This is a genomic window from Caballeronia sp. LZ062 (genome assembly GCF_031450785.1).
GTDB lineage: Bacteria > Pseudomonadota > Gammaproteobacteria > Burkholderiales > Burkholderiaceae > Caballeronia.
This window is the reverse complement of the sequence record NZ_JARTWB010000001.1, coordinates 1,104,622-1,131,138: the sequence shown is the minus strand read 5'-3', so window position 1 is coordinate 1,131,138 and position 26,517 is coordinate 1,104,622. Positions and strand designations below refer to the sequence as shown.

General features: G+C 63.7%; 30 protein-coding genes. 12 read left to right on the top strand and 18 right to left on the bottom strand.

Annotated features, from left to right (window positions below):
- Positions 1 to 6: 6 nt before the first annotated feature.
- Both P9239_RS05210 and P9239_RS05205 read right to left on the bottom strand, forming a co-directional pair.
- Positions 7 to 636, bottom strand: a complete 630-nt coding sequence (locus tag P9239_RS05210; RefSeq protein ID WP_309749408.1) for a hypothetical protein — start codon at positions 634 to 636, stop codon at positions 7 to 9.
- Between the two features lie 105 nt (positions 637 to 741).
- Positions 742 to 996, bottom strand: a complete 255-nt coding sequence (locus P9239_RS05205) for a hypothetical protein (RefSeq protein WP_309749641.1) — start codon at positions 994 to 996, stop codon at positions 742 to 744.
- On the opposite strand from P9239_RS05205, the gene P9239_RS05200 reads away from it, so the two are divergent.
- On the top strand, positions 943 to 2,103 hold the full coding sequence (locus tag P9239_RS05200) for a metallophosphoesterase (protein WP_309749407.1): 1,161 nt from the start codon (positions 943 to 945) through the stop codon (positions 2,101 to 2,103). The genes P9239_RS05205 and P9239_RS05200 overlap by 54 nt on opposite strands.
- A 207-nt stretch (positions 2,104 to 2,310) precedes the next feature.
- Here the strand turns inward: P9239_RS05200 and P9239_RS05195 are convergent, their stop codons facing one another.
- The 5 genes from P9239_RS05195 to P9239_RS05175 form a co-directional block, all read right to left on the bottom strand.
- The gene (locus P9239_RS05195) at positions 2,311 to 2,652 is read right to left on the bottom strand and encodes an isochorismatase family protein (protein WP_309749406.1); all 342 of its coding nucleotides are present in this window, start codon (positions 2,650 to 2,652) and stop codon (positions 2,311 to 2,313) included.
- 63 nt (positions 2,653 to 2,715) lie between these two features.
- Positions 2,716 to 2,892, bottom strand: coding sequence for a hypothetical protein (locus P9239_RS05190; protein ID WP_309749405.1), 177 nt, complete (start codon positions 2,890 to 2,892; stop codon positions 2,716 to 2,718).
- Between the two features lie 13 nt (positions 2,893 to 2,905).
- Positions 2,906 to 3,412, bottom strand: a complete 507-nt coding sequence (msrB, locus tag P9239_RS05185; protein ID WP_309749404.1) for a peptide-methionine (R)-S-oxide reductase MsrB — start codon at positions 3,410 to 3,412, stop codon at positions 2,906 to 2,908.
- A 46-nt stretch (positions 3,413 to 3,458) separates the two neighbouring features.
- The gene (locus tag P9239_RS05180; RefSeq protein WP_309749403.1) at positions 3,459 to 4,220 is read right to left on the bottom strand and encodes an ABC transporter permease; all 762 of its coding nucleotides are present in this window, start codon (positions 4,218 to 4,220) and stop codon (positions 3,459 to 3,461) included.
- Complete coding sequence (locus P9239_RS05175) at positions 4,217 to 5,143, bottom strand: ABC transporter ATP-binding protein (protein ID WP_309749402.1); 927 nt, start codon at positions 5,141 to 5,143, stop codon at positions 4,217 to 4,219. The genes P9239_RS05180 and P9239_RS05175 overlap by 4 nt, the downstream gene beginning before the upstream one ends.
- A gap of 118 nt (positions 5,144 to 5,261) precedes the next feature.
- On the opposite strand from P9239_RS05175, the gene P9239_RS05170 reads away from it, so the two are divergent.
- Entirely contained in the window at positions 5,262 to 5,741 is a 480-nt protein-coding gene (locus tag P9239_RS05170; protein ID WP_309749401.1) for a 2,4'-dihydroxyacetophenone dioxygenase family protein, read from the top strand.
- 19 nt (positions 5,742 to 5,760) lie between these two features.
- Here P9239_RS05170 and P9239_RS05165 read toward each other — a convergent pair whose 3' ends face one another.
- Entirely contained in the window at positions 5,761 to 6,915 is a 1,155-nt protein-coding gene (locus tag P9239_RS05165; RefSeq protein ID WP_309749400.1) for a DUF2827 domain-containing protein, read from the bottom strand.
- Positions 6,912 to 8,030 carry a DUF2827 domain-containing protein gene (locus P9239_RS05160; protein ID WP_309749399.1) on the bottom strand — a complete coding sequence of 373 codons (1,119 nt, stop codon included), beginning with the start codon at positions 8,028 to 8,030 and terminating at the stop codon, positions 6,912 to 6,914. The genes P9239_RS05165 and P9239_RS05160 overlap by 4 nt, the downstream gene beginning before the upstream one ends.
- 468 nt (positions 8,031 to 8,498) lie before the next feature.
- Between P9239_RS05160 and P9239_RS05155 the strand changes: the two genes are divergently transcribed.
- The 3 genes from P9239_RS05155 to P9239_RS05145 all read left to right on the top strand — a co-directional run bounded on the left by P9239_RS05155 (position 8,499) and on the right by P9239_RS05145 (position 11,414).
- Positions 8,499 to 9,350 (top strand): 3-hydroxybutyryl-CoA dehydrogenase, encoded by an 852-nt coding sequence (locus P9239_RS05155; protein WP_309749398.1) that lies wholly within the window; start codon positions 8,499 to 8,501, stop codon positions 9,348 to 9,350.
- 148 nt (positions 9,351 to 9,498) lie between these two features.
- Positions 9,499 to 10,671 (top strand): AI-2E family transporter YdiK, encoded by a 1,173-nt coding sequence (ydiK, locus tag P9239_RS05150; protein WP_309749397.1) that lies wholly within the window; start codon positions 9,499 to 9,501, stop codon positions 10,669 to 10,671.
- A 188-nt stretch (positions 10,672 to 10,859) separates the two neighbouring features.
- A complete protein-coding gene (locus P9239_RS05145; protein ID WP_309749396.1) occupies positions 10,860 to 11,414 on the top strand; it encodes a DUF6572 domain-containing protein in 555 nt (184 codons plus the stop codon).
- Positions 11,415 to 11,511: 97 nt separating this feature from the next.
- Here P9239_RS05145 and P9239_RS05140 read toward each other — a convergent pair whose 3' ends face one another.
- The 3 genes from P9239_RS05140 to P9239_RS05130 all read right to left on the bottom strand — a co-directional run bounded on the left by P9239_RS05140 (position 11,512) and on the right by P9239_RS05130 (position 15,228).
- Positions 11,512 to 12,219, bottom strand: a complete 708-nt coding sequence (locus P9239_RS05140) for a hypothetical protein (protein WP_309749395.1) — start codon at positions 12,217 to 12,219, stop codon at positions 11,512 to 11,514.
- A 137-nt stretch (positions 12,220 to 12,356) separates the two neighbouring features.
- Positions 12,357 to 14,072 carry an AMP-binding protein gene (locus P9239_RS05135; protein ID WP_309749394.1) on the bottom strand — a complete coding sequence of 572 codons (1,716 nt, stop codon included), beginning with the start codon at positions 14,070 to 14,072 and terminating at the stop codon, positions 12,357 to 12,359.
- 22 nt (positions 14,073 to 14,094) lie between these two features.
- On the bottom strand, positions 14,095 to 15,228 hold the full coding sequence (locus tag P9239_RS05130) for an acyl-CoA dehydrogenase family protein (RefSeq protein WP_309749629.1): 1,134 nt from the start codon (positions 15,226 to 15,228) through the stop codon (positions 14,095 to 14,097).
- Positions 15,229 to 15,331: 103 nt separating this feature from the next.
- On the opposite strand from P9239_RS05130, the gene P9239_RS05125 reads away from it, so the two are divergent.
- Together P9239_RS05125 and P9239_RS05120 are read left to right on the top strand one after the other, a co-directional pair.
- Entirely contained in the window at positions 15,332 to 16,396 is a 1,065-nt protein-coding gene (locus P9239_RS05125; RefSeq protein WP_404980139.1) for an AraC family transcriptional regulator, read from the top strand.
- Between the two features lie 49 nt (positions 16,397 to 16,445).
- On the top strand, positions 16,446 to 16,607 hold the full coding sequence (locus tag P9239_RS05120) for a hypothetical protein (protein WP_309749392.1): 162 nt from the start codon (positions 16,446 to 16,448) through the stop codon (positions 16,605 to 16,607).
- Between the two features lies 1 nt (position 16,608).
- Here the strand turns inward: P9239_RS05120 and P9239_RS05115 are convergent, their stop codons facing one another.
- Both P9239_RS05115 and P9239_RS05110 read right to left on the bottom strand, forming a co-directional pair.
- Complete coding sequence (locus tag P9239_RS05115; protein ID WP_309749391.1) at positions 16,609 to 17,283, bottom strand: hypothetical protein; 675 nt, start codon at positions 17,281 to 17,283, stop codon at positions 16,609 to 16,611.
- Between the two features lie 240 nt (positions 17,284 to 17,523).
- Positions 17,524 to 18,819 carry an MFS family transporter gene (locus P9239_RS05110; RefSeq protein WP_309749390.1) on the bottom strand — a complete coding sequence of 432 codons (1,296 nt, stop codon included), beginning with the start codon at positions 18,817 to 18,819 and terminating at the stop codon, positions 17,524 to 17,526.
- Between the two features lie 256 nt (positions 18,820 to 19,075).
- Between P9239_RS05110 and P9239_RS05105 the strand changes: the two genes are divergently transcribed.
- Positions 19,076 to 20,098, top strand: coding sequence for a DUF2891 domain-containing protein (locus tag P9239_RS05105; RefSeq protein ID WP_309749389.1), 1,023 nt, complete (start codon positions 19,076 to 19,078; stop codon positions 20,096 to 20,098).
- A 15-nt stretch (positions 20,099 to 20,113) separates the two neighbouring features.
- Here P9239_RS05105 and P9239_RS05100 read toward each other — a convergent pair whose 3' ends face one another.
- Entirely contained in the window at positions 20,114 to 20,431 is a 318-nt protein-coding gene (locus P9239_RS05100) for a YnfA family protein (RefSeq protein WP_309749388.1), read from the bottom strand.
- Between the two features lie 77 nt (positions 20,432 to 20,508).
- Between P9239_RS05100 and P9239_RS05095 the strand changes: the two genes are divergently transcribed.
- Positions 20,509 to 21,903, top strand: coding sequence for an MATE family efflux transporter (locus P9239_RS05095; protein ID WP_404980140.1), 1,395 nt, complete (start codon positions 20,509 to 20,511; stop codon positions 21,901 to 21,903).
- A 4-nt stretch (positions 21,904 to 21,907) separates the two neighbouring features.
- Here the strand turns inward: P9239_RS05095 and P9239_RS05090 are convergent, their stop codons facing one another.
- Positions 21,908 to 22,948: an alpha/beta hydrolase gene (locus tag P9239_RS05090; protein WP_309749386.1), complete on the bottom strand. Its 1,041-nt coding sequence runs from the start codon at positions 22,946 to 22,948 to the stop codon at positions 21,908 to 21,910.
- Positions 22,949 to 23,091: 143 nt separating this feature from the next.
- On the opposite strand from P9239_RS05090, the gene P9239_RS05085 reads away from it, so the two are divergent.
- From P9239_RS05085 to P9239_RS05075, 3 genes are read left to right on the top strand one after another with little or no spacing between them, the layout of a single operon-like run.
- Positions 23,092 to 23,850 carry a DNA/RNA non-specific endonuclease gene (locus P9239_RS05085; protein ID WP_309749385.1) on the top strand — a complete coding sequence of 253 codons (759 nt, stop codon included), beginning with the start codon at positions 23,092 to 23,094 and terminating at the stop codon, positions 23,848 to 23,850.
- Positions 23,843 to 24,103 carry a hypothetical protein gene (locus P9239_RS05080; RefSeq protein WP_309749384.1) on the top strand — a complete coding sequence of 87 codons (261 nt, stop codon included), beginning with the start codon at positions 23,843 to 23,845 and terminating at the stop codon, positions 24,101 to 24,103. The genes P9239_RS05085 and P9239_RS05080 overlap by 8 nt, the downstream gene beginning before the upstream one ends.
- 28 nt (positions 24,104 to 24,131) lie before the next feature.
- The gene (locus tag P9239_RS05075; protein WP_309749383.1) at positions 24,132 to 24,650 is read left to right on the top strand and encodes a methylated-DNA--[protein]-cysteine S-methyltransferase; all 519 of its coding nucleotides are present in this window, start codon (positions 24,132 to 24,134) and stop codon (positions 24,648 to 24,650) included.
- A gap of 76 nt (positions 24,651 to 24,726) precedes the next feature.
- Here the strand turns inward: P9239_RS05075 and P9239_RS05070 are convergent, their stop codons facing one another.
- Both P9239_RS05070 and P9239_RS05065 read right to left on the bottom strand, forming a co-directional pair.
- Complete coding sequence (locus P9239_RS05070) at positions 24,727 to 25,431, bottom strand: OmpA family protein (RefSeq protein WP_309749382.1); 705 nt, start codon at positions 25,429 to 25,431, stop codon at positions 24,727 to 24,729.
- Between the two features lie 177 nt (positions 25,432 to 25,608).
- Entirely contained in the window at positions 25,609 to 26,202 is a 594-nt protein-coding gene (locus P9239_RS05065; protein ID WP_309749381.1) for a DUF2968 domain-containing protein, read from the bottom strand.
- Between the last annotated feature and the right edge of the window lie 315 nt (positions 26,203 to 26,517).

The window sequence follows — 26,517 nt, the reverse complement described above, 5'->3', positions numbered from 1 at the left end:
ACACGGTTACTGCGCGGCGCTCGCCTCGCTGGCGGGCGTCACCTTGACCGCCGCCGCCGATACGAACACGGCGTGAACCGTATCGCCCTTCTTCAACTTCTGCGCTTCGAGCGCCGGCCCGAAGTCGAGCGTCTCTGTGCGCCACGGGCCGCGCAGCGTGATGGTATGCCGCTTGTTGTCGATCTTTTCGACCGTCGCGAGAATCTCGACGCGGCGCGACGACTCGAATCCGCTCGTGCCGCCCGGCCCGGAGGCGGGCGTGATCGACTGCGTATCGACGCGCGAGCGCACGCCCTTGCCGTTTGCGCTCACTTTCTCGGCGGTGACGAGCAGCGCGTTCTTATAGAGCACGTCCACTTTGTCGCCGACGCGAAGCTGATCGAAGTTCGTCACGTCCTTGCTGACGATGACCGAGGCGTCGCCGCGCGGACCGTGAATCATCACCATGCGGCTCGCGGGATCGATGCCCGTGATCGTCGCCTGAATGTGGATCGGCTGCGCGGAAGCAATGACTTCTTGGGCTTGCTTGCTCAGTTCTTCGTTTTCCTGCGCCGATACTGCGTGAGGTATTGCGCCGAAAATGACGACCAAGGCCGTCGCCGTGAGAAATGGAATTGCGCGCCGTTTCGTGTGCATGTCTGTTGGGCTCCTTGCCGTGATGAGCAGTGCCTGCCATTCAATATCACGTCGCGAACGCGCTGGAAATCGAATCGCGCTATGCGCTCGGCCAAGCCAAGAGAATCATCTGATCGACTGTGAAAGATCGTCGATCCCGGCGGCATCTCCATCGACTTGCGCCACGCGACGCGCGATTTCCGGCGAACCGGTAGAATCGGCTGCCTGATGACGACCGTCTGCGTCGCGTCTTGTCGATTCCACACCAACCATCTTCCACGGGGCGGAGCGCGGCGCAAAAGCGCGAACCGGCCCGGCAGGGGCGCTATGCGACGTTCCGCATTTTTCATCCGGTTCATCGGTATCGGTGTTCTGTTCCATGTTTACGTCGGCATGCGGCTCATTCCGGCCGCGCCCGTCGGCATGCCGCTGAAGGTGCTCGCGGCGGCGTGGCTCGTCGCGTCGCTCATACTGATTCCGCTCGGGATGATGGCGCGAAACATCGAGGCGCAGCCGCTTTCCGACCGGCTCGCGTGGTGCGGCCTCACCGCGCTGGGGTTTTTCTCCTCGCTGCTGATATTGACGTTCGCACGCGACGTCATGCTGCTTTGCGTGCACCTCGCCGACTGGCTGCGCGGCGTGCCGGTCGGTTCACCGGCGCTCGTGGCCAACAGCGCGCTGGCCGTGCCGATTCTGGCTGTGCTGCTGTCGGCGATCGGCTTCTATAACGCGCGCAAACGCGCGCCCGTCGTCAGCGTCGATGTGCCGATTCCCAATCTGCCCGCTGCGCTCGACGGTTTCACCATCGTGCAGATCAGCGACATTCACGTGGGCCCGACCATCAAGCGGCCGTATGTGGAGCGCATCGTCGCGGCGGTGAACGGCCTTGCGCCGGACGTGATCGCGGTCACGGGCGACGTAGTGGACGGCGCGGTGCCGCACCTCGCGGAACATACGCGCCCGCTCGCCGGCTTGAGCGCGCGCCACGGCACGTTCCTCGTGACGGGAAACCACGAGTACTACTCGGGCGCGGACAAGTGGGTCGCGGAGTTCAGGCGGCTCGGGCTGACGGTACTGTTGAACCAGCACGTGGTGCTGAATCATGACGGCGCGCAAGCCGTGATTGCCGGTGTCACCGATTACGGCGCGGGCAGCTTCGACCCGGCGCACCGCAGCGATCCGGCACAGGCGATCAGCGGCGCACCAGCCGATGCTTCCGTGCGCGTCTTGCTCGCGCATCAGCCGCGCAGCGCGCCCGCAGCGGCGGAAGCGGGCTTCACGCTGCAGCTTTCGGGACATACACACGGCGGCCAGTTTCTGCCCTGGAACTTCTTCGTGCGCTTGCAACAGCCGTTCGTGGCGGGGCTCGTGAAATTCAACGGCCTTTGGGTCTATACGAGTCGCGGAACGGGATACTGGGGTCCGCCCAAACGCCTCGGCGCGCCGTCCGAGATTACGCGCGTCCGGCTCGTGCCTGCAACCGCGTGACACGGGCGACCCAGTGGACGCGCGTCGATGCCGCGCGTCCGGCGCTCAGGGCAAGCGCGACGCCCGGACACGGGAATGAACGGACGCCCTTCGTCGGCAAGCGGGACCCCTGCCAAGGAAGCAGCGACAAATTAAAGAAGTGCCGGATCATCAGCCACTAGATATTTCCTAAAGTGACTGGCGGCGAGCGGCGGCTCTTGTCGATCGTCAGGGAGTACGAAGTTTCTTGCCATCCATCACCTGAGCGCCGTCAGAACCTGCTCCGTCGACCGGATTCGACCGATGCGCGCAAAAGATATGGCGGCAAGTGGACCCTCGCGTTTCCGCGTGCAGGTCGCTCATGGCGTCTTCCGCGAAAGTCTGCTGATAACCGCGCGCGTAGGCGTCGCGCGCAGTCGATTCCATGCCGATATGCGTCGCGATGCCGCCGAGTCCGATAGTCCTGTTACCCCGGCGCCGCAATTGCACATCGAGTTCGGTGCCGTAGAACGCGCCCCACTGCGCTTCACGATGATGACATGGGACGCCTGCGCGCCCAGTTCGGGACACAGCTTGCTCAGCCGGCCGGTTATATTGCGACCGGCCGCAGCCCGCCCGCAGCGCCGGGAAACGCTACTTCAGCACGACGAGCGCATTCGCCGCCCGTAAGCGATCCGCCAGCAAGCGCCCGTTCGCCACAACGCTCGCCGCGCTGTCCGGCTGCACGGGCATCGCGGTGATGCCGCTCTGCAAGTCGATCAGAACGAGCGCCCTGTTGCGCGTATCGAGCCGCCATTCGGGAACGTTCATGGCCACGCTCGTTTCACGTCTGTCGGAAGACGAGTGCGGTGCCGTTGATGCAATACCGAAGGCCTGTCGGATGGGGGCCGTCGTCGAATACATGGCCGAGATGCCCGCCGCAGCGGCGGCAATGCACTTCGTTCGGCAATGGCTGTGACCCGTTGCTCACGTGTGTCCCGACGGCGCCGTCCAGCGGCCGCCAGAAGCTCGGCCAGCCAGTCGCGCTGTCGAACTTGGTGTCCGACGAAAAGAGCGCCAAGCCGCATCCGGCGCAGGCAAAGTTACCCGAGCGTTGCTCGCCGAGAAGCGGACTTGAAAACGGCGCCTCGGTCGCCCCACGCCGCAGCACGCGATATTGCTGCGAAGACAAACGCCGCCGCCAGTTCGTGCGGCTATGCTCGATCTCGAATTCGGAGAGCGCGGCAGCCCTCATGCCCGCCATGCCCTGGCGCCACGGCGCGATGCCGCCCGCCAGCGTCGCCGCCATCGCGCCGAGGAAATTTCGTTTCGTGCGTCTGATGATTTTCATCGGATGAACGCCCTCCATTTTCCCCGTCGCGTGGTGCGGCTCTTTGCTACGCCTTCAGCCGATAACCTGTCTTGAAAATCCACGCGACGATAGCGATGAAGATCGCAAGGAACACGAGCGTCATCGCAAGGCTCGTGCCGACCTGCACGTCGGCGAGACCGTAGAAACTCCAGCGAAATCCGCTGATGAGATAGACGACCGGGTTGAACAGCGCAACTGTCTTCCAGAACGGCGGGAGGATGTTGATCGAGTAGAAGCTGCCGCCGAGAAATGTGAGCGGCGTCACGATCAGAAGCGGAATGATCTGAAGCTTCTCGAAGCCGTCCGCCCAGATTCCGATGATGAAACCGAGCAGACTGAAAGTGACCGAGGTGAGCAGCAGGAACAGAATCATCCATACCGGATGATCGATCCGCAGCGGCACGAAAAGCCGCGCGGTGGCAAGAATGATGAGACCGAGAATGATCGACTTCGTGGCCGCCGCGCCGACGTAACTGATGACCAGTTCGAGATACGACACCGGCGCGGACAGCAACTCGTAGATCGTGCCGGTGAATCTTGGGAAATAGATTCCGAAGGACGCATTCGCGATGCTTTGCGTAAGTAGCGACAACATGACCAGCCCAGGCACGATGAACGCGCCGTAGCTGATGCCGTCCACTTGCGGAATGCGCGTGCCGATGGCGGCGCCGAACACGACGAAGTAAAGCGATGTCGAGATAACCGGCGACACGATGCTTTGCATCAGCGTGCGGCCGGCGCGCGCCATCTCGAAACGGTAGATTGCACGAACTGCGTGTAGATTCATTTGGCGTCCCTGACGAGGCTCACGAAAATGTCTTCGAGCGAGCTTTGCGTCGTTTGCAAATCCTTAAAGCGCACGCCTGCTTCGTCGACATGGCGCAGCAGCGCGATGATGCGCCCCGGCTCGTCGTGCGCGTCATACGTATAAGTGAGCTCGGTGCCGCTTGCCGACAGCGTGAGACCATACTGCGTGAGCGGCGCGGGCACGGCGGCGAGCGGCTGTTCCAGTTGCAGCGTGAGATTCTTTTGCCCAAGCTTGCGCATGAGTTCAGCTTTCTCTTCCACAAGCACGATTTCCCCGCGATTGATGACGCCAATGCGGTCGGCCATCTCCTCCGCTTCCTCGATGTAATGCGTCGTCAGAATGATCGTGACGCCCTTCTCTTTCAGCGCGCGCACCAGATTCCACATGTCGCGGCGCAGTTCGACATCGACGCCGGCGGTCGGCTCGTCGAGAAAGAGAATGTTTGGCTCGTGCGCAAGCGCCTTCGCAATCAGCACGCGGCGCTTCATGCCGCCCGAAAGCGTCATGATCTTGTTGTCCTTCTTGCTCCATAGCGACAACGACTTCAGCACCTGTTCGATATGCGCCGGGTTCGGTGCGCGCCCGAACAATCCGCGGCTGAACGACACGGTGGCCCACACGGTCTCGAAGGCGTCTGTCGTCAGTTCCTGCGGCACGAGTCCGATCATCGCGCGCGCCGCGCGATAGTCGGTGACGATATCGTGACCCGCGACCGTGATCTGCCCTTGGCTCGCCCGCACGATGCCGCAGACGGTGGAGATGAGCGTGGTCTTGCCCGCTCCGTTCGGGCCGAGCAGCGCGAAAATCTCGCCGCGCCGGATCTCCAGATTCACGTCCTTGAGCGCGGAAAATCCCGACGCGTAGGTCTTGGAGAGATGGGAAATAGTGATGATATTCGGCATGGCGTGGACGATAGCAGATACCGCGCGATTCGGCTTAATCGGAGGGATAGTCCGAATGGCCGATGTTCGGGACGCCACGCGCTGCCTACAATGTGTCCGCCAAAGCCAGGGAGCCGACATGCTTTTCGAACAGATTCAGACCGCGTGCCTCAACGACGCTGACTTGCCGTGGGTGCCCTTCACGCCCTATAGCAACCATGTGATGGTGAAGTACTTCAAGCTCGATCCGATTCGCGGCGAGACCATCGCATTACTGAAAGCGCCGGCGAGGGGCGAGATGCCGCGGCACCGGCACACGGGCACGGTCATCGTGTATACGGTCGAGGGGCGCTGGAAGTATCGCGAGCACGACTGGGTCGCCGAGAAAGGAAGCATCGTGTACGAGACCGCCGGGTCCAGTCATACGCCGGAAGCCGTGGCGCCGCAGCCGGGCGCGCCGGACATCGTCACGCTGAACATCATTCAAGGCGATCTCGTGTTCGTGGACGAGAACGGGCGCACGCTCGCGACCGAAAACTGGCGCAGCGGCTGGGAGCGATACGCGGGCTACTGCCGCGCGCATGGCCTCACGCCGAAAGATCTGACGGCGTTCGGCTAGCGCGGGGCGGTTGCACACATCAAGGCTTGACGAACAACGCGTCGAGCGCGTCCGAATAGGCGCGCACGTTGGCCTCGTGCAGCGGATCGAGCGTGCGCAGGAACGCCTGCGCGGTGGCACGATAAGCGTCGAGATTCGCGTCGTGCTCTCTGAACGCCGTGCGCAGCGCGCGGCCGCCGTCTTCACAGTCGAAACCGTGATACCGATAGCCGCACGCTCCGATCAGACGCGAGTTGTGAACGAGCGTATAGCCGCCGTGAAGCGCCTCGTAATACAGATAGTTCTGCGCGTTCTCCCAGTGATGACTCACGACCGCATCGACTTCGCGCGGCACGATCTGCGCAAACGGAAAGCGTGCTTCGAAAGACGCGAGGCTGTGTCTCACCACGTCGAGACTGCGCGCGAACTCGACGAACGTCGGCTGCTCCTTGAGCTTGGCCGTGCCGTAGACGCGCACGGCGTCGATCACATTCGGATCGGCGCGATGCGCGCATTCGCAACTGAGAAGCGGCACGTAGCTCGTCTTCACCATGGAGACGTTCGGCTCAAAGATGCCGATGCGCCAGCGCCGCTTTCCCGGCTGGTAGCCGAACGTGAGGCCATCGGGCAGATTGCGCGCGTCTTTTTCCAGGAGCATGGGGCTCCAGATGTGCGGCACGATGGTGACCGGCGCGCGGCCGAGCGCCTGGAAGTACGGCTTGCACGACCGCTCGTACTCGGGCAGTGTCCACACGGCGTCGTAAGGCACTTGCGGCACGAGTCCCGCCGGCGGCAGCGAGAAGATCATGCGCTCGATGTCGAGCACGTAATCATTGCCCACGCGCATCGACACGATCTTCCCGCCGCGTTCGCGGAACTTGAGCACCCAGTCGCGCTGAACCTGCGCATGCAGCTCGATCATCACGTCGAGACGGCCCAGCGCCGATTCCGGCTCGATGATCGGCGCGGGCGCGTCCGCCATGAAGCGTTTCGCGTCCTCGCGCGTGCCGTCCCCGCTCGCGACGATATAGACCGCCTCCACGCGCGGCGAGCGTGCGAGCAGTTGAATGAGGAACAGCGCGTTTTGCGCGATGCCGCTTTCGAACATCGACTGCCCGCCCGCGCGGACATACACGGACACGCCCACGCGCAGGCGGCGCGGCGCTCTCTTGGCCGCGGTATGAGTGGAGCTCATCGTGCGGCGCTCCCGTTGGGTCGATTCCATAGGTACATCAGACGATGCGCGTAAGCGTCCAGATTAGCCGGATTGAGCGGATCGACGCTCTTGATCACGCGTGCCGCGCGGGCGCGGTAATCGTCGAGCGCCGCGTCGTGCTCGCCGAGCGCGCGCAGCAACTGGCGCGCGCCCTCCTGAATGTCGAAGTCTGGGTAGTAGTAGCCCGCATCTGCAAGCCACGGCGAGTTGTGGATCAGCGGATAACCGCCGTACAGCGCATCCAGATAGAGATAATTCTGGTCGTTGGCCCATTGATGCGACACGATCGCGTCGCCGTGCATCGCCATGAAGCTGACGACATCGTGCCGGCCTTCGAAAAGCGCCCGGTGATCGCGCACGAGGTCGAGCGAGTTCGCCATGTGCAGGAGCGTCGGGTGCTCTTTCATGTGGACGGTGTTGAGCGCGATCATCGACGTGACACTGCCGCTGTCCGCGCGATATGCTTCCTCGCAGATCAGCATCGGAATGGCCGCGGCTTTCTGCACCGAAATGTTCGGCTCCAGCAATCCGACGCGCAGCCCACGCGCGCCTGCTTCCGCCCTCGTTCGGTAGCCGTAGCGATAACCGTGTTGTGCGACATGCGCGATACGCGCCTGCAGGAATTGCGGATGCCAGACATACGGCACCTCGAACACGTCGCAGCGATGCAGCGTGCGCATGATCGGCGCGGATGGCGCGTCCTTGGAAAGCAGCCACACTTCGTCGCAGCGGTCCGGGCGCGACATGTGGCTCGGCTTTTCGAACACCGCGGGCTCCACGAGTCCGAGATACGGCTGTCCCACCACGTAAAACACGACCTTGCGGCCGCGTGCGCGCATCAGGTCGAGCCAGCCGACGTCGAGCGCGCCGCCGAGCTCGATCACGACATCGACGGCATCGGTCGCCTCGCGCATGTTGATCACGCGCAGCGTCTTTCCGGCGACATCGACGTCTTGCGGCATGGCCGCGAGCGCGCCGACATCGATCAACACGACCGACGAAACGAACGGCAGGCGCTGAAACAGTTCCGCGAGAAAGACGATGTTCTGGCCCATCCCGTTGGACCAGATGCTATGTCCTTCGTAGCTCGCCATTGAAATGCCGATTCTCATTGACACCACTTTCAATACTCCGAAAAGACGCTGCCGGACGAGCGGCGACGCAAGCACGACACACCGTCGTTCAGCAAGACCGGCGCGGCTTCGAAATGCGATTCAGGACAATGACCGAAGCACGAAACGAACGAAGCGAAACAAAACCGAACCGACGCTCGAAACAATCTTGCGACGGTCGTATCGAACGCGAAGCGGCTTTCGCGTTAATGTCTCGTTAATGTCTCGTTGAAGCGGGAAACCGCGCGATGTTCACGCGGCATCGGATGCAATGACCGGCGAATCAAGGGCCGCGCATTCTATCAACTGCTCCGGGGGCCGTCGTTTGATCAACTGAGTGTAGGTCAAAGATTAGGAAATATCGCATCGCCAAGGCGAGGCGCGACGCGGCTATCTGGAATCAGCGTGGGCGCGCCGCACAATCTCAACGCAAACGAGGAGGAACGCAGCATGAACATTCAGACCGTCGGGATCGTCGGCGCGGGAACCATGGGCAACGGCATCGCGCAGGTGGCCGCCGTCGCGGGGTTCAAGGTCGTGTTGATCGACGTCACCGACGCCGCGCTCGCCAAGGGCGTCGCCACGCTGACCGCGAGCCTCGAGCGGCTCGTCGCGAAGGACAAGCTCGACGCCGGCACGCGCGACGCGGCCATCGCGCGCATCGAGACGTCCACCGATTATGCGCGGGTTTCCGCGGCGGACATCGTCATCGAGGCGGCGACCGAGAACGTCGAGCTCAAGCACCGCATTCTTGGGCAAATCGAGGCGGCGGCGCGAGCCGATGCGATCATCGCATCGAACACGTCGTCCATTTCGATTACCGCGCTCGCCGCCACGCTTGGCCATCCCGAGCGGTTCATCGGCATGCACTTTTTCAATCCGGTGCCGCTCTTGCAGCTAGTCGAAGTGATCCGAGGCGTCCAGACGAGCGACGAAACAGTGACCGCCGTGCGGGAACTGACCGAGAAACTTGACAAGTCGCCCATCGGCGTTCGTAATTCGCCCGGCTTTGTCGTCAACCGCGTGCTCGTGCCGATGATCAACGAAGCGTTTTTCGTGCTGTACGAAGGCGTCGCGACGGCCGAGGAAATCGACACGGGCATGAAGCTCGGCGCGAATCACCCGATCGGCCCGCTCGCACTCGCGGACCTGATCGGTCTGGACGTGTGCCTCTCCGTGATGGACGTGTTCCTGAAAGACTTCGGCGATTCGAAGTATCGCGCGTGCCCGCTGCTGCGTGAACTCGTCGCCGCAGGGCATCTTGGACGCAAGACGAAGCGCGGGGTGTATCACTACGAGTGAGCGGCCGGGCGGCGCGGTACCATGCATCGGATACCGTATGATCGCGGTCATCCACTGCAAGACGCTTGCTTGCTCAACCGCTTTGACTTATCCCTTGGCGGATGCGCTCGTTCGCCGCGCCCACCGACCTTTCTTGGCACCACGCATCATGGCAATTTCCTCCAACGGGCAGCCGAACCCGAATCCGCGTCAGCCGGTCGACATCGCCCGCATTCTGCTCGTCATCGCCATTCTTTCGGCGCTGGCGGCCGGCAGCCTCTTTATCCTGCGCCCGTTTCTCCCCGGTCTGATCTGGGCGACGACCATCGTCGTCGCGACCTGGCCGCTCATGCTCGCGGTGCAGCGCCGCTGCGGCAACCGTCGATGGATTGCGACGACGATCATGCTGCTCGTGCTCCTGATCGTGATCGTGCTGCCGCTCTATCAGGCGATCAGCACGCTTGCGCTGCACGGCAGCGAGATCATGTCCGCCATCAAGAGCCTGCCGACGTATGCGCTGCCGCCGCCACCCGGCTGGGTCCACGATGTTCCGCTCGTCGGGCAGCGCGCCTCGGCCGAATGGCAATCGCTCTCCGACGCCGGCCCCGGCGGCATGCTCGCGAAACTCGAACCTTACGTGACCATTGCGGCGCGCTGGATGCTCTCGCACGCGGCAGTCGTCGGCGTGTTCGTCATGCACATGGTCATCACCATCATCATCGCGGGCATTCTGTACACGCGCGGCGAGGCCGCCGCCACTTTCGTCCTGCGTTTCGCCACGCGGGTGGCTGCCCAGCGCGGCGCCGAAGCCGTCAAGCTCGCCGGATTGGCCGTGCGCGCGGTGGCGCTCGGCATCGTCGTGACCGCGGTCACGCAGTCGGCGCTCGGCGGAATCGGTCTGTGGATTGCGGGCGTGCCGGCGGCGGGCGTCATCACGGCGGTCATGCTCATGCTTTGCCTCGCGCAAATCGGTCCGCTTTTGCCGCTGCTCGGCGGCGTGGCCTGGCTCTTTTGGCACGGATCGCACGTCGCGGCCGCTTTGCTGCTCGTATGGTCGCTGATGATCGCCATGCTCGACAATTTCCTGCGCCCGCTGCTCATTCAGCGCGGCGTCAATTTGTCGATGCTGTTGATTCTTTCCGGCGTGCTCGGCGGGATGTTTGCATTCGGAATAGTCGGATTATTCATCGGGCCCGTTATTCTTGCCGTCACTTTCACGATTCTTAACGCATGGATTAACGAGCAGCCGTCCATGCCCCAAGTCGACGCAATAACCAATGAAGAAATCGCTAGGCCCGCGTCCGCAAAGGATTTGGCGGATACATCGCGACCGCGCCCGTAATCTGTCTCATAATCATTTTTTACAGAATCGTCCCGATGATCGGATTTGTTCCAGATGTGTACTAGGAGTGTGACTAAAATCGCTTTTGCGCCTTACGGCACACGGCGTTTCGCGCGAAATCGACGGCACACATCCGTTACAATGCGGGTCTTTGATACTTGCCCGCTGAAGGGCGTAGGGGAATGACCATGTCTTTGCGCGACGTGGACGCCATCGATTACATCGGAATCAATATCCTGTTCAAGCAAGTGTATGTCGGGCTTTTCGATGATCTCGACTGGCAAGACGAACAAGAGCATCAGGATTTACTGACGAAGAAAATCGACCGCTACACCCGATATATCCGCTCGGGTCAATTGTTGCTGAATTATCCCAAAGTGCGGGGTTATGAAATCGTGATCGAATATGTTTCGATGCACGCCATGCCCCCGTCCGCTGCCGCGTTTTGGAGAACGCGCGAAAGTCTCATTCGTGGCGCCGGTTTCTCCGTCCGCACGCGCGGCGTGGACGTGCGCCGTTCCCTAGGACTCAAGTCTGAAGAACCGGCACACGCCATGATCGCGGAAGAGGTCGACGAACTGGTCGAACCGCCTGCGCTCGAAGTGCTCGACCCCGAGCCACGTATGCGTCTCGCCGAGAGCGCCGACATTTCTTTCTTGCCGCCGCTGGTTTCGCAGCAGCGTCGCGCGCATACGCTGCCAATTCTGACGCGGCTGTCGCTGCGGCGCTCCGCTTCGATGTAAGCAGCCACTCGAGCAAGAACACGAAACAAAAAAGGCGAGGCCCGGTGCCTCGCCTTTTTCGTGCCTGCGTCTTTTTCCTGCCTGCGCCAACAGCCGCTTACTTCGCCATGCCGAGCGCCGACGTCGCGATGGAAGGCACCGAAATGCCGTTCGTTTTGGCGTACTGAACCGCTTGCGTCAACGTCTGCACGAGCGTTTGCAACTGGCCCGGCGCCGATTGCGCAATATAAGTCGCTGCCTGCGCCGTGCCCGGATTCGTTCCAGCCTGCAAGAGCGACGAGACATCCATCGTGTTCTTCACCGCGCCCAGGTCCGACTGAAGACCTGCATATTGCTTCACGCCCTGCCCCAATGACGCCAGTCCGTCCGTGAAGGACTGCTTGCTCGCGGCCGTCGGCGGCGTCGCGGACTTGTTCGCGAATGCCTGCATCAGCGATTGCGACACGCTCTGCTGCGTGCCGCCAAGCTGCGACAACACGCTCGTGCTCGGCGCGCCGCCGCTGGTGGCGCCCGACAACATGCCCGCCGCCGACTGAGCCTGGCTCGCGACGCTCGACATGCCCATCGCCGATGCGAGGCTCGATTGTCCGCTCAATACCTGCTGATTGGCGCCGAGATAGTTCTGCACGAGCGAGCCGAGCGCGGACGGCTGCGCCGCGCTGTCGCCGGACTGGCCCGACGACTCCGACTTGTTACCGAAGCCGAATTGCTGGAGATTGATTTGTGCATAAGACGCGGCCGGCGTCGCGAGCGCGCCTGCGAGAGCCGTTGCAGAAAGCGCGATCCGTAGCGACCGATTCGACATGATCGGGTTCCTCCTTCAAATGTTCCGACGTGAATGAGCCGTTTCGACCAGCGGCCTTCCCGACGGTTCGCGGCGCAGCGCCCCGCGTTACATTTGCTTGCCAATTCCTCCGATCAACGATGCAACGCCTCGCCTGATCATTTCGCGGTATCGGCCACGCCCGGCTGACGTAGATCGGGGAAATCGTCCTCCCAGAACTCGAACTCACCGCGAGCGCCGTCCTGCACGCGCGCCGCTTCCTGTCTGCGAAGATCGACGCGCCGGATCTTGCCCGAGATCGTCTTCGGCAACTCCGCGAACTCGATACGCCGGATGCGCTTGTACGGCGCCAGCCGCTCGCGCGAGAACGCGAACACGCTGCGCGCGAGGTCCGGTCCCATCGTGAAGCCGTGCCGCAGCGTGACGAACGCCTTGGGCACCGAAAGCCGCAGCGCATCGGGACTTGGCACGACAGCCGCTTCGGCAATGGCTTCGTGTTCGATCAGCACGCTCTCCAGTTCGAATGGGCTCAGACGGTAATCGGACGATTTGAAGACATCGTCCGCGCGGCCGACGTACGTGAAATAGCCGTCTGCACCGCGTGCCGCGACATCCGATGTGCGATAAAAGCCGCCGCGCATTGCGTTTTCGGTGGCGGCGGGGTTGTCAGCGTAACCGGTCATGAGGCCGAGCGGCGGCGGATCGAGCGCGAGCGCAATTTCGCCCTCGTCGGCACGATTGCCCTCCGGATCCAGCAGCACCACGCGATACCCCGGCAGCGGACGGCCCATCGAGCCGGGCACGAGCCGCTGGCCCGGCGAATTCACGATCTGCGCGGTGGTTTCCGTCTGCCCGTAGCCATCGCGAATCGGCACGCCCCACGCCGCCTGCACGCGCTCGACGACCTCCGGATTCAGCGGCTCGCCCGCGCCCACGATCTCGCGCAGCTTCACCTTGTACTGCGCCAGCGGTTCCTGCACGAGCATCCGCCACACGGTCGGCGGCGCGCAGAGCGTGGTGACGTCGTGCGTCACGAGCACGTTCAGTGTGCGCGCGGCGTCGAAGCGGCTGAAGTTGTAGATGAACACGCACGCCTGCGCATTCCACGGCGCGAAGAAGCAGCTCCACGCGTGTTTCGCCCAGCCGGGCGAACTTATATTCCAATAAACGTCGCCGGGTTGCAGGCCGATCCAGTACATCGTCGAAAGATGCCCGACCGGATAGCTCTCGTGCGTATGCGCGACGAGCTTCGGCTTCGACGTCGTGCCCGATGTGAAGTACAAGAGATACGGATCGCTCGCCATTGTTTCGGCGTCAGCATCGAATTCGGGCGATGCATCGTAGGCCGCGTCGTAGCCGAGCCAGCCGTCGCGCGCGCCGCCGACGGACATGCGCAGTCCGTGCAAGTCGATGCCGTCGAACTTGTGCGTTTCGTTCGCATCGACGATAGCATGATCCACGCGTCCCAGCGCGATGCGCTCGCGCAGGTCGCCGCTTGCAAGCTGCGTCGTCGCGGGCAGCACGATCGCGCCGAGCTTCATCGCGGCGAGCATGGTCTCCCATAACTCGACGCGATTCGGCAGCATCAGCAAGATACGCTCGCCGCGCTTCACGCCGATTGCGCGGAAATGATTCGCCACACGCGCCGACCGCTCGCTCATCTCGGCGAACGTGAGCCGCGTTTCATCGCCGCTTTCGTCGACGATGCAAAGCGCGGGCGCGTCGTTGCCGCGCGCCATCGGATCGAAATAATCGAGCGCCCAGTTGAAGCGGTCCAGCACGGGCCATCTGAATTTGCGGTACGCGGTGTCGTAGTCGGTTCGGTGACGCAGCAGAAAGTCTCTCGCTTCGATGAACGGCCCGGCTCGATTCATGGCGTCTCCTCCTTATATGCCGCTAGACGTTGCGCGCAATCACCATGCGCTGGACTTCGCTCGTGCCTTCGTAAATTTGCGTGATGCGCGCATCGCGATAATGCCGCTCCACCGGGTAGTCCTGAAGATAGCCGTAGCCGCCATGGATCTGAATCGCATCCGAACACACGCGCTCGGCCATCTCGGATGCGAAGAGTTTCGCCTGCGACGCCTCCGACAAACACGGCACGCCTTCGGTGCGCATCCGCGCGGCGTGCAGTACCAGAAGCCGCGCGGCGTTGATCTGCGTCTGCATGTCGGCGAGCATGTTCGCGACCGACTGATGCTCGCGGATCGGCTTGCCGAACTGCACGCGATCTCGTGCGTAGGCGCGCGCTGCATCGAAGGCGGCGCGCGCGATGCCGAGCGCCTGCGCCGCAATCCCGATGCGCCCGCCTTCCAGATTCGACAGCGCGATCTTGAGCCCTTCGCCCCGCGCGCCGAGCAGATTCGCGGCGGGAATCGCGCAGTCGTCGAAGGTGATCGGACACGTATCCGATGCGCGGATGCCGAGTTTGTGCTCGGGCGGTCCGACGTTGAAACCCGGCGTGTTCGTCGGCACGATGAAAGCCGAGATGCCGCGCTTGCCCGCTTCCGGGTCGGTAACGGCGAACACGATGGCGACGCCCGCGCGCCGCCCGTTCGTCACGAACTGCTTGCTGCCGGAGATGATCCACTGCCCGTCGCGCTCGACGGCGCGCACGTGCAGATTGTTCGCCTCGGAGCCGGCTTGCGGCTCGGTCAGGCAGAACGCCCCGATCACTTCGCCGCTCGCGAGCTTCGGCAGCCATTCGGCCTTTTGCGCGTCGGTGCCGTACGCGAGAATCGGCCCGCAGCCGACGGAATTGTGCACGCTCATCATCGTCGCGCACGACGCGCAGCCGGCCGCGATTTCCTCCATCGCGAGCGCGTAGGCGGTGTAGTCGCTGTAGGTGCCGCCGAGTTCCGCCGGCACGATCATGCCGAGCAGGCCGAGTTCGCCCAACTGGCGCACGACGGCATCGGGAATCGCGCCGTCGCGGTCCCACTGGCTCGCGTTCGGCGCGAGCACTTCAGCCGAAAACTGGCGCGCCGCGTCGCGAATCATGCGCTGCTCTTCGGTGAGAAAACTGTCGATCATGGTTGAACTCGCAGATGGCCTCGTCAGTCGTTCGGATACACTGGCTCGCCGATGCGCGGCGGGCGCTTCGCCAGTCTAGGCAATCGTCCGCGCCCGGCCGATGACCAGAACGATCACGCTAACTGAACGCTTTCGCCACCTAGTGACAACCCCAATCCGCAGAAGAGAGTTCGAGCGCGATTCGATCGCCGTGAGTCTCGTCGACGCGGCGCTGCGATGCGCCGAAGCGCGCGGCGTCGGGCGCGCGGCGCTGCTCGATGCAGCGGGCATCGCGCACGCAATGCTGGATTCGCCGCGCGCCCGCGTCTCGCCCGCGCAATACGGCCGCCTGTGGCACGCGATAGCCGACGCGCTCGATGACGAGTTCTTCGGTCAAGACGCGCACCCGATGCGGCGCGGCAGCTTCGTGCTGATGTCGCAGGCGGCGCTCGGCGCACGCGACGGCGCGCAGGCGCTCGGACGTATCGCGGGTTTCATGCGGCTCGTGCTCGACGAGTTGACCTTCGAGGCGCAAATTGACGAGACGCGCGTGCGGATCGTCCTGCGCGACGCCCGCGCGCCGAAGACGATGTTCGCTTACGCCACGGGCTTCATCCTCGTGTATGGCTTGCTGTGCTGGCTCGTCGGGCGGCGCGTTCCGGTGCTCGCCGCCAACCTGCGCTGCGACGAGCCGCGCGATAGCGACGAATACCGCCTGATGTTCTGCGACGCCATGCGCTTCGATCAGCCGCAAACCTATGTCGATCTCGCGCCCGAGTGCGCGACGCTTCCCGTGGTGCAGACACCATCGACGCTCAAGACGTTTCTGCGCGACGCGCCCGCGAATTTCATCGTGAAATATCGCAATCCCGAGTCGCTCGCGGCGCGCATTCGCAAGCGGCTGCGCGAAACGACGCCCGCCGACTGGCCCGATGCGGACCGCATGGCCGTATCGCTCAACATGGCGGAAGCCACGCTGCGGCGGCGTCTGAAACAGGAAGGCCTGACGCTTCAGGCCATCAAGGACGCGCTGCGGCGCGACCTCGCCATTTCGCGTCTAGCGGACACCAACGAGACGATTCCCGAGATTGCCGCTGCGCTCGGCTTTTCGGAACCGAGCGCGTTTCGGCGGGCGTTCCGGAAATGGACAGGCGTGCGCCCGGCGGACTACCGCTGGGCGCGCTGATGGCATGGCTGCTATATTGAGACGCTCGATCCACATCGCGGAGCGCATCATGACGCAGCCACGCCAGACCGAAGCGACGAAAGAGCAGAAACCTGCGAACGAAGAGGACTTGCTCGACGAAGCCCTCGAAGAGACGTTCCCGGCCAGCGATCCGATTGCCGTGCATCCCGAGCCGGAGTCACAAGCCGAAGACAAGCGAGCGAAGAAGTAAATCAGCTGTCGTTCGCGCCCGGCTCGTCGGGCGATGAAAGCAGCGCGACCAGTTTCTCCACGTGTTGATGCAAGAGCTTCACGTGTTTGTCGATCTGTTCGAGCCGCCCGGACAGATCGGCCTTCGCCGCTTCGCTCATGCGGTCGGAGGCGATGAGTTCGTCGGCTCGCGGCAGCATCGGTTCGACCTGCAACAACCCAAGCTGGCGTTCGAGCCGGCGCAAATCCTGTGACAGCAGCTCGCGATTCTTCCTGAAAAGCAGATCGCGCCGGTTGACCTCGGCCTGCTGTTGCGCGAGATCGGCGACGCGCCGCGTGGCTTCCGTCTGCGAGAGAAGCGGCTCGGGGCCGCGCAGCACCGAACGCTTGGGCGCGGGGTGCGCCGTGCCGCGAAACACGGCGAACGGCCTTTCCTCGTCGAGCGCGCGCTTGACTTCGGCAGGCACGTCAGCGGCGTTGCGGCGCTCGTCCATCCAGTGCGGCGGCAAGCCGGACACGAGTTCGATGCCGCGCACGAACTCCTCGTTGAAGTCCCGCTGACCGGCCACGATGAGCTTCATGAACGACGGCGAGAAGTTCATCATGCGCGCAAGACGCGCCGCGCCGCCGGGCGAACCGACCAGAACGTTCAGGTTCGATCGCCAGACGACAAACAACGTTTCGTCGAAATCTTCCATGGACAGGCTCCCTGCAGACCGAGGCGCAGCGCGCCGCGCCTCGCTGTAGCGCGCAATCCGGCCGCGCACATGCTTATCCTGTTTCCGATTGCCACCGTACGCCGGGCCCGGCGCGTCGTCTACCGACACATACCGCATAAAACACCATACTACCGTCATCGGCAAGCCGGACGGACTTCCTTGTCCGCGCCGGGCGCGCCGGATTGAGAATGCCGCGCCGGTCCGGACGCGGCAGGACACTTACGGCTCGTTGCGCAGATAGCCTTCCTTGCTCGGGTCCATCATCCTCCACGAGACGAGGAGCGAGATGGCGCACATCACCGTCACATACCAGTAGAAGCCGGATTCCATGCCCTCCGTCTTGAACTTGAGCGCGACATATTCCGCCGATCCGCCGAACACCGCGTTCGCCACTGCATACGAAAGCCCGACGCCCAGCGCGCGCACTTCCGGCGGAAACATCTCGGCCTTGATGAGACCGCTGATAGAGGTATAGAAGCTCACGATGGCGAGCGCCGCGACGACGAGCACGAACGCCATGACCGGGCTCGTCACGTCGCGCAGCGCGTGCAGCAGCGGCACGGTGCAAAGCGTGGCGAGCGCGCCGAACCAGAGCATCGACTGGCGGCGGCCGATGCGGTCCGACAGCGCGCCGAACACCGGCTGCAACAGCATATAGACGAGGAGCGCGACGGTCATCACGTTACTGGCGGTCTTCGCGTGCATGCCCGCCGTGTTGACCAGATACTTCTGCATGTACGTGGTGAACGTATAAAAGATGAGCGAGCCGCCCGCCGTGAATCCCACGACCGTCATGAACGCGGCCTTGTGCTGCATCAGCCCGGCGATCGTGCCGGCTTCCTTGCGTTCGCGGGTCTCGGCGGTCGTGGTTTCATCGAGTGAGCGGCGCAGGTACAGCGAAACCAGCGCCGCGCACGCGCCGACGAAAAACGGAATGCGCCAGCCCCACGCCTTCAGTTCTTCCGTCGAGAGGAAAAGCTGGAGAATGACGAGCACGAGCAGCGCGGCAAGCTGTCCGCCGATCAGCGTGACGTACTGGAACGATGCGAAGAAACCGCGCCGCCCGCGCAGCGCCACTTCACTCATATACGTCGCGCTCGTACCGTATTCGCCGCCCACCGACAAGCCCTGGAACAGCCGCGCGATCAAGAGCAGCAGCGGCGCCCATGCGCCGATACTCGCGTAGGTCGGCAGAAAGGTGATCACGAGCGAGCCGCCGCACATCATCAGGACGGAGATCATCATCGCGTTGCGGCGGCCGTGCTTGTCGGCGATCCGGCCGAATAGCCAGCCGCCGATCGGACGCATCAGGAAGCCCGCCGCGAACACGCCCGCCGTGTTCAGTAGCTGCACGGTCGGATTGCTGCCGGGAAAGAACGCGGCTGAAAAGTACAGTGCGAGGAACGAATAGATATAGAAGTCGAACCATTCGACGAGATTGCCCGACGATGCACCGACAATCGCGAAAACGCGTCGCCGGGTGTCCTCTGCGGTGTAATGGGGAAGATCGGTCATGGTTGCAATGAACTCTTTTGTCTCTGTCGGATGTCAGGCCCGGCGCAAAAGGCCGGGACGGCACGCTCTGTCGGCGCTCGGGCGCAAGTTTAAACGACGCGTCGGCGCACGGCGCGCAAACCGATTGTTGCCTACCCGGCGCGAAGCCCTCTCGCGCCAGCGACTAGGTGATTTCCCGAGTCAAAGACTTTATCGATCATTTATCGATAAAGTCTCGGTTTCGGTTTGCATCGAATAACGGAAAAGCGAGGTTTGCATGGACAAGCACGAACCGGTCACGCTCGACGCCTCGCTTGCGTCGAGATTCGCGCAAGTGGCGCTCGGCCATTTGACACGCGAGTACCCCAACAAGCTCGATCACGTGCTCGCGAGCGACGCCGACGCGCAAAGCCCGCGCGCGCTGCATCCGATCTTCTACGGCAGCTTCGACTGGCATTCGTGCGTGCATGGTTACTGGCTGATCGCCCGCCTCTTCGACCGCTTTCCCGGCTTGGCCGAAGCCGGGCGCATTCGCGCGGTCATCGACGAGCATTTCACCGAGGCAAACGTCGCGGCAGAAGTCGCCTATTTGCAGCGTCCGGCTTCGCGCGGCTTCGAGCGCCCCTACGGCTGGGCGTGGCTGCTGGCGCTCGCGGGTCAGTTGCACGCGATGCAATCGGAAGACGGCGCGCGTTGGGCGCGCACGCTGCAACCGCTCGCGGATGCCTTCGTCGACCGTTTCACCGAGTTTCTGCCCAAATCGACGTATCCGCTGCGCGTCGGCACGCACTTCAATATGGCGTTTGCGCTGACGTTGTCGCTCGGCTATGCGCGCACCGTCGGCAATGCGCCGTTCGAACGCCTGCTGACGGAAACAGCGTTGCGTTGGTTCCAGGACGATGCAGATTGTCAGGCGTGGGAACCTGCGGGCGACGAATTCTTGTCGCCCTCGCTGATGGAAGCGGTGCTCATGCGCCACGTTCTGCCTGAAGGCCGCTTCGCCGGCTGGCTCGATGCCTTCCTGCCCCGCCTCGCCAAGCGCGAACCTGCGACGCTCTTCGTGCCTGCCACGGTCACGGATCGCAGCGACGGCAAGTTGGCGCACCTCGACGGGCTCAATTTGAGCCGCGCCTGGTGCCAGCGGACAATCGCGCGGGCGCTCCCGGCAGGCGACGCGCGCGTCGCCGTGCTGGAGGCGAGCGCCGCCGAGCATCTGGCCTCGGGCATCGCGCACGTCGCGGGCGATTACATGGGCGAACACTGGCTCGCGACCTTCGCGCTGCTCGCGCTGGAAGCGTGATGCCAACGTGATGCGTCAACGCGGCTGGAAGGCGATCACGCACATGCCGATAAGCGCGATTGCCGCGCCTGCCACGTCCCACGCGTTTGGCCGAATGCGCTCGACCGCCCACAGCCACGCAATCGCCACGCCGATATAGACGCCGCCATAAGCCGCGTAGACGCGTCCGGCGGCGGCATCGTGCAAGGTCAAGAGCCACGCGAAAAGCGCGAGCGACAGCGCCCCCGGCACGACAAGCCACGGCGAGCCGCCGCCCTTGAGCCATCGATACGGGAAATAGCAGCCCGCAATCTCAGCGACGGCGGTCACGGCATAAAGCAGAAAGGTTTTCATCGAGCGCGAACGGGCCGAACGGACTCGCATTATCGGCTGCCCGCGGGGCGTTGCGCCGGCGACGCGCGCTCGCGACAATGTCGCGTCTTCCACCGACGCTCTGCGAATCTCACTTGACCGCGCCCGCCGACAAGCCGCAATCCGCCGCCCTGCCGACGCACTGGCACCGCCGCGTACTGACGCTCGCGTTTCCCATCGTCCTCGCGAATCTGACGCAGCCGATTCTCGGCGCAGTCGATACCGCCGTCGCCGGGCATCTCGACGGCCCGCACTATCTCGGCGGCGTCGCGCTCGGCGGACTGGTTTTCAGCTTCGTGTTCTGGAGCTTCGGCTTTCTGCGCATGGGCACCACGGGCCTCGTCGCGCAGGCGTTCGGCGCGCGCGATGCCGCCGCGCTGCGCGCCCACGTGCTGCGCGCGTTGATGCTGTCGCTCGCCATCGGCGCGGCGGTGCTTGCGCTGCAGGTGCCGATAATCCGCTATGCGCTCGCCGCGCTCGGCGGCAGCGCGGCCGTTCAGCAGACGGCGAGGGCGTATTGCCACGCGCGTATCTGGGCCGCGCCGTTCGCGCTCGGCAACTACGCGGTGCTGGGCTTTTTGCTTGGCTGCCAGCGCGTGCGGCTCGCGCTCGCGACGCAGGTGTTCATCAACGCGGTGAACATCGGCGCGGTGCTGCTCTTCGTGTATCGCTTCGGCTGGGGCATTGCGGGGATCGGCGCGGCGACCGCTTTCGCCGATTTTTGCGGCTTCGCGTTCGGGCTCGCGATGCTCTGGCGTCTGCGTGAGCGTGGGCTCGCGCCGCTCGCGCTCCGCAGCCTGATCGACGCCCGCGCGATCAAACGCCTCGTTGCGATCAACCGCGACATCTTCATCCGCACGCTGTGTCTGCTGGCTTCGTTCGGCTGGTTCGCGCATGTGGGCGCGCGTCAGGGCGACACGATTCTCGCCGCGAACGCGCTCCTGCTGAATTTCCAGACCTTCATGGCGTTCGGCCTCGACGGCTTCGCGCACGCCGCCGAAGCGCTGGTCGGCGCGGCGACCGGCGCGCGCGACCGTCACGCGTTCCGTCAGGCCGTCAAAGTGACGATGCTGTGGTCCGCCATCGGCGCGGCGGGCTTCTGCGTCGTCTATTGGCTGGGCGGCGAATGGATCATCGGCCGGCTGACGGATCAGCCCGTCGTGCGCGCGGCGGCGTCGCGCTATCTGCCGTGGGCGGCGATTCTGCCGCTCGCGTCCGTCGCGGGCTTTCAACTCGACGGCGTGTTCATCGGCGCAACGCGCACCCGCGAGCTGATGCAGGCGATGGCCGCGTCGCTCGCCGTCTTCCTGCTTGCGGCGTGGGCGTTCACGGGCGCGCTCGGCAATCACGGCCTATGGTTCGCGCTCACCGTTTTCATGGCCGCGCGCGGCGTCGCGCTGCTGATTCAGCTGCCTTCGATCGAGCGCGCGTCCTGCACAGGCGATTCGCGCTGAAGCGTCATTCGGCTTTCGGATGCAACGCCGCGAGGCCGTCGAGCAACGCCTTGTGGAACGCAGCCGGCTCCTGCATTTGGGGCGCGTGGCCGGCGTCGGGGAACTCGACGAGCGTCGCGTTCGGAATGCGCTCCTTCGCCTGTTTCGCCAACTCCGGATAACGCCCGAGCGTCGGACGAATCTCCGGCGGCGCGAGATCCTTGCCGATGGCCGTCGTGTCCTTGTCGCCGATCAGAAGCAGCGTCGGCGTCTTCAAGTTCGGGAACTCATAGACCACCGGCTGCGTGTAGATCATGTCGTACAGCAGCGCCGAATTCCACGCGACGATATCTTTCCCCGGCCCGCGATACATACCGGCGAGCATCTGCACCCACGGCTCGTAGTTGTCGCGCCACTGGCCCGCGTAATACGTGTTCTTCTCGTAAATGCGGATGCCTTCGGCGCTCGTCTTCAGTTCGCGGGCATACCAGTCGTCGATGGAAATGGAGGGCACGCCCTTCGCCTTCCAGTCCTCCAGCCCGATCGGATTGACGAGCGCCAGTTGCTCGGTCTCCTGCGGATACATCAGCGCATAGCGCACGGCGATCATGCCGCCCGTCGAATGCGCGATCAGCGTCGGGCGATTCACGCCGAGCGCGCCGAGCAGCGCGTGCGTGTTGCGCGCGAGTTGCTGGAAGCTGTACTGATAACGCTCGGGCTTGGTCGACTTGCAAAAGCCGATCTGGTCCGGCGCGATCACGCGATAGCCCGCGTCGCTCAACGTGTCGATGGTCTCTTTCCACGTCGCCGCGCAGAAGTTCTTACCGTGCAGCAGCACCGCCGTGCGCCCGTTCGGATGCGCCGGATGCACGTCCATATAGGCCATGCGCACGACCTGCCGCTGCGACGTGAACGCGAAGCGCGCGACCGGATACGGATACTCGAAGCCCTGCAACTCGGGGCCGTAGGCGGGTTCCTCGGCGAATGCGGGCGCGGCCGCCGCCAATGACACGCAGGAAGCCAGCGTCAGCAGCAAGGATCGCGCGGAAAGAGGCATCGATTTCATGGGCTGTTTTTATCGAGATGAATGGCCCGAGCGATTCTAGCGCGCGACAAGCCCTTATACTGTGCCGCCCTCGCCGGCCGCGGATCGAAGCGGGCGCAGCCGGGGCGTTTCGAAGCATCGCAATCAGTCGGGATTTTCAAAGCATGCAAGCAAGGTTCAAGGCACTCGTCGCCGCGCTTTTCGGCGCGGTGTGCATCAGCGCGGTCGCCAACGACTGCCCGCAGTTCAGCCCGTCCGGGCGCGAACCCGTCGTGACCAATGCCAAGATGCGCGCGGCCACGCAGGAAATCTGCTATTCGGATTTCGCGCTCCTTCACTCGGGCGTCACGCACGGGCCGCTGTGGTCGGCGGAGCATCTCACGGCGCAAAGCGTCGACGACGCGAAGGACAACACGCGCACCAACCGCTTTTTCGTCGACAAGCGGCTGCCGCGCGGCGATAGCGCGCAACTCGACGACTACAAGCGCAGCGGCTACGACCGCGGCCACATGAGCCCGGCGGGCGATCGCGCGAGCCAGCAGGGCATGGCCGAATCGTTTTCGCTGGCGAACATCGTGCCGCAGGACCCGTCGAACAACCGGCGCATCTGGTCGCGCATCGAGCAGGCCGTGCGCCGGCTCACCGAGGAATCGGGCGAGGCGTATGTCGTCACCGGACCGCTGTTCGCGGGGCGGCAGTTGCAGACCATCGGCGAATCGCGCGTCTTGGTGCCGACGCAGTTGTACAAGGTCGTGTATTTGCCGCAGCGGCAGATTGCGTTCGCGGTGGTGGTCGAGAACACGCCGACGAATACCTATACGATGAAGACCGTGCGCGAACTGGAAGCGATGAGCGGTCTCGCGTTTCCCGGGATTCCGGATTCGCTGAAAGACAAACGAATTGGAGGATTGAGAGGTGTTTAAGCCCTTTGCCAACGATACCGACGCGATGAACATCGCGGGCGACGCCATCAACATCGTCAACGGCAAGACGCGCGTGACGATCAGCGGCGATCTCACCATCGCGCGGGACCAGACCGGCCTTGCCGCCGCGAAGGCGCTGCACGATGCGCTCGGCGCAATCGTCGAGGCGCTCGCGAAGGACGCGAAGCTCCCGGCGAAGCTGCCGGACGAACCCACAGCGCCGACCGGCACCGCCGATAACCCGTTCATCTGACGGCACCGCCTGAGCGCGGAGACGCAGCGTGATTGAGTGCCACGTCCGCCCGAGTCCGCTCGGCCCGATTGTGTATCGCGCCGAAAATGCGTGTCTGACCGGACTTTTCTTCGTCGGGCAGAAGCACTTTCCGGCGGATGTGCCGCCGCACGCGATTGTCCACGACGAGAGGCCCGCGCCACGCGTCATCGAAGCCGCCTGCAATGAGGTCGCCGAATACTTCGCGGGGGAGCGGCTGACTTTCTCGGTGCCGGTCAAACTGCACGGCACGGCGTTCCAGCAACAGGTCTGGGATCTCCTGCGCCAGATTCCTTTCGGCGACGCCTGGACCTACGGCGATCTCGCGCGGCGGCTCGGCTTGCCGCCGGGCGCATCGCGGGCGGTGGGCGGCGCGAACGGGCGCAATCCGGTGGCGATCATCGTGCCGTGTCATCGCGTGATCGGCGGCGACGGTGAATTGACGGGCTACGCTGGCGGCGTCGATCGCAAAAGGTGGCTGCTGACGCTCGAAGGTGGCCGGGGCCGCGAGCAACTCGCGCTCTTCTGAACACCGCGACGCAGACGAAAAAAAGCTCGCGGACCGTGAGGTCCGCGAGCTTCTTCGACAGCGACATCCGAACGCGTTATTGCGTGAGGACGACTTCCACGCGACGGTTCTCGGCACGGCCGCCGCTGGTGGCGTTCGATGCAACCGGATTCGACTCGCCGAGGGCCTTCGTCGCGAAGTCCTGCGCCTGCAACCCGTGGCCTTTCAGGTATTCGAGCACGGCGCGCGCTCGGCGTTCGGACAGCGCCACGTTATACGACGCGGAACCGGTCGAATCCGTATAACCCTCCACGACCACGGACGAGAACGTCACGCCGCGCCCTTCGGCAATCAGGCGGTCGAGAATGGCGCGGGCCTTCGGCGTGAGTCGCGCGCTATCGAAGGCGAAGTTGGTCTTTTCGTCGAGCGTTACCTTGCGTACCGGCGCGATAGCCGGAGCGACAGCCGGCGCCGCGGCGATGACAGGCTGCGGTTCGGCCTGCTGCACGGCCGCCGGCTGCGGCGGCATACCGCAGGTGAAGACGACTTCGCGAGCATTACCCGGCGCGTTCGTGCCCTCGACGTTCTGCAATACGTTCACCGGCTGGTTGCCGCACATCTTCTGCGCGGCTTCCATGCAGGAACTGCCGCTCTGCAACGCGCCATAGCATTCGGAACGGAATGCCTTCTGCCCGTTCGACGTCTGGATTTCATTGATATTGAACGTGGGACCGGAAGTGGTTGAGCAACCTGCGAGCACAGCGGCGGCAGCGAGAACGACGGCAACGGTATTTTTAAGCATCTTTTGATTCGACTGGGGAAACGCGAGACCTGGAATCAGGTGCGGTTTGTAATACGATGTGACGCCCGAACGGAACCGGGAATTTCTGAAGCGCTGCGATTCTAGCAACGCGTATTGAATCTCCCGCCGAGATAAATCCCAATTTCCAGAACTTTTCCGATGCGTCGAACGAGTCGCTTATTTTCCAGATGCGGGAAGATCACCGTCGGCTTGCTTTTGCAATTCCTGCACACGCAATTGCAGCGCGCGAAGTTGCGCCTGCGCCGCCGCCTGTTCCGTGCGCAATTGACGGATGGCGTCCTGCTCCGCTTGCTGATGGTTGGCCACTTCGCTCTGCTGGGCGTGCGCGACATTTAGGTCCGCCTGCAGCCTGCTCGCGCGCGCCTGTTGCGCCGCGATCAGCCTTTGCGCATAGGCCGTTTCCGCTTCGAGCTTGATGCGGCGAATCTCGGCATCGGCGAGCGATACGGACGTCTTCGCAAAATCCGCAAAGACGGATTCTGCGCGCGCCTCATTTTGCGTCTTGACTACGCGCCAGGATTTATCGACTTGAAATAACGCCGCATAATACGTCACTTGCTCGCGATAATACGCGAGGCTCGCGCCGTAACTGCCGTTCACGGCTTTCCGCAGCGTCGTGATTTTGCCGTCGCGCGTCAACGCTTCCAGTTCCGCAATGTCGCCGTTCGCGGACGCCGCATTGTCCGGCGAATCAGATGCACGGCCGGATTGCGCCTGACTGGCCGGGGCGCACAGACCAAGCCATAACATGCAAAGCGCCGCGATCAACGCTGAATATGAAACACCCAAGCATTTCATTGCGATTTCCCAGAATATCGGCAATGGGATTCGCATTCGATTATGGCGACACGCGGCGGTGAATGCCAGATAATGCGCGGCCCGTTAAGCGAATTGCCGGCGCCTGTAATGCGCCTGAGACAACTGCATGGTGTCGTGACTGGCCGGTGCAGGAAGCGGCGAGAAAATACGAGAATCGGTTACTGGGGCGTGCATGGGCGAGAAAATGCCGCTGTCCGCGCGAAATTCGAACGGCGCGGCGGACAGAATATGCGGGTCCGGCAACGG